At 69.9% G+C, this 1,172-nt stretch carries 1 protein-coding gene; it reads left to right on the forward strand.

Annotated elements, in window-relative coordinates:
- The first annotated feature begins 77 nt into the window (after window positions 1–77).
- A protein-coding gene (locus AC3ETA_RS47715; RefSeq protein ID WP_432199160.1) for an IS630 family transposase occupies window positions 78–1,156 on the forward strand; the annotation gives its coding sequence in 2 pieces (ribosomal slippage) (window positions 78–579 and window positions 579–1,156; 1,080 coding nt in all).
- The last annotated feature ends 16 nt before the right edge of the window (window positions 1,157–1,172 follow it).

The raw sequence follows: 1,172 nt of genomic DNA on the forward strand, positions 1-1,172 counted from the left end.
TACTGACTTCGGCTCGTCAGGGTGATCTTTCCTGAGATCCGTGCTGGGCCTGGTGCGGTCGCTGTATCCACTGGGGTGTGAGGTATGCGGATGGGGGCGGGCTGACTCCTGCGGGACGTCAGCGCCGGGAGACGGTTCGAATGCAGGCGGCCGAGTTGTTCGGGCAGAGGATCAAGCCGCCGGAGGTGGCACGGCGGCTGCGGGTGAGTCTGAAGTCGGCCTACGAGTGGCACCGGTTGTGGCGGGAGGGTGGTGTGCGGGCTCTGGCCTCCCGTGGTCCCAGTGGATCGCGGTGCCGGCTGTCCCCGCGCTGTCTGGAGAAGCTGGCCGTATACCTCGAGGAGGGGCCTGCCGCGCATGGCTGGGTGGAGGACCAGGTGTGGACCGCGGCCAGGGTGGCCACGCTGATCGGCAGGAAGTTCCACGTCTCCTACAGCGTCTCCGGCGCCACCCGGTTGATGCACCGGCTCGGTTTCAGCCCGCAGGTCCCCGCGCGGCGGGTCGCCGAGCGCGACGAGCAGGCGGTGGCCGCGTGGAAGGAGGCGACCTGGACCGAGGTAAAAGAGCGCGGGCGGCCTGCGGCGGCTACATCTGCTTCGAGGACGAAGCCGGGTTCACCCGCCGGCCGCCCAGAGGCCGCACCTGGGGCCGACGCGGCCACACTCCGGTCGTGACCGTCAGCGGCCGCCGCTCGGGACGCCTGTCGGTGGCCGGACTGATCGCGATGCGGCCAGGCTCCCGCACCCGGCTGTGCCACCGCCTGCGCACCCACCCCGCGGGCAAGGGCAAGCGCCGCAGCATGGGCGAGCGCGACTTCATCGCACTGATCGACGGCGTCCACCACCTCGTCAGGGCACCGATCGTGCTGGTCTGGGACCGGCTCAACACCCACGTCTCCCACGCCATGCGTGAGCTGATCGCCGAACGCGAGTGGCTGACGGTCTTCCTGCTGCCCGCGTACTCGCCGGACCTGAACCCCGTCGAGTGGGTATGGGCACACGTCAAGCGCAGCCTGGCCAACCTCGCCGTGGTCGCCCTCGACCGGCTCGAAGCCCTCGTACGCAACCGGCTCAAACGCCTCCAGTACCGGCCCGACACCCTCGACGGCTTCATAGCCGGCACCGGCCTGACCCTGGACGACCCTGTCTCACCCTGACGAGCCGAAGTCAGTA

The organism is Streptomyces sp. bgisy027 (assembly GCF_057710365.1).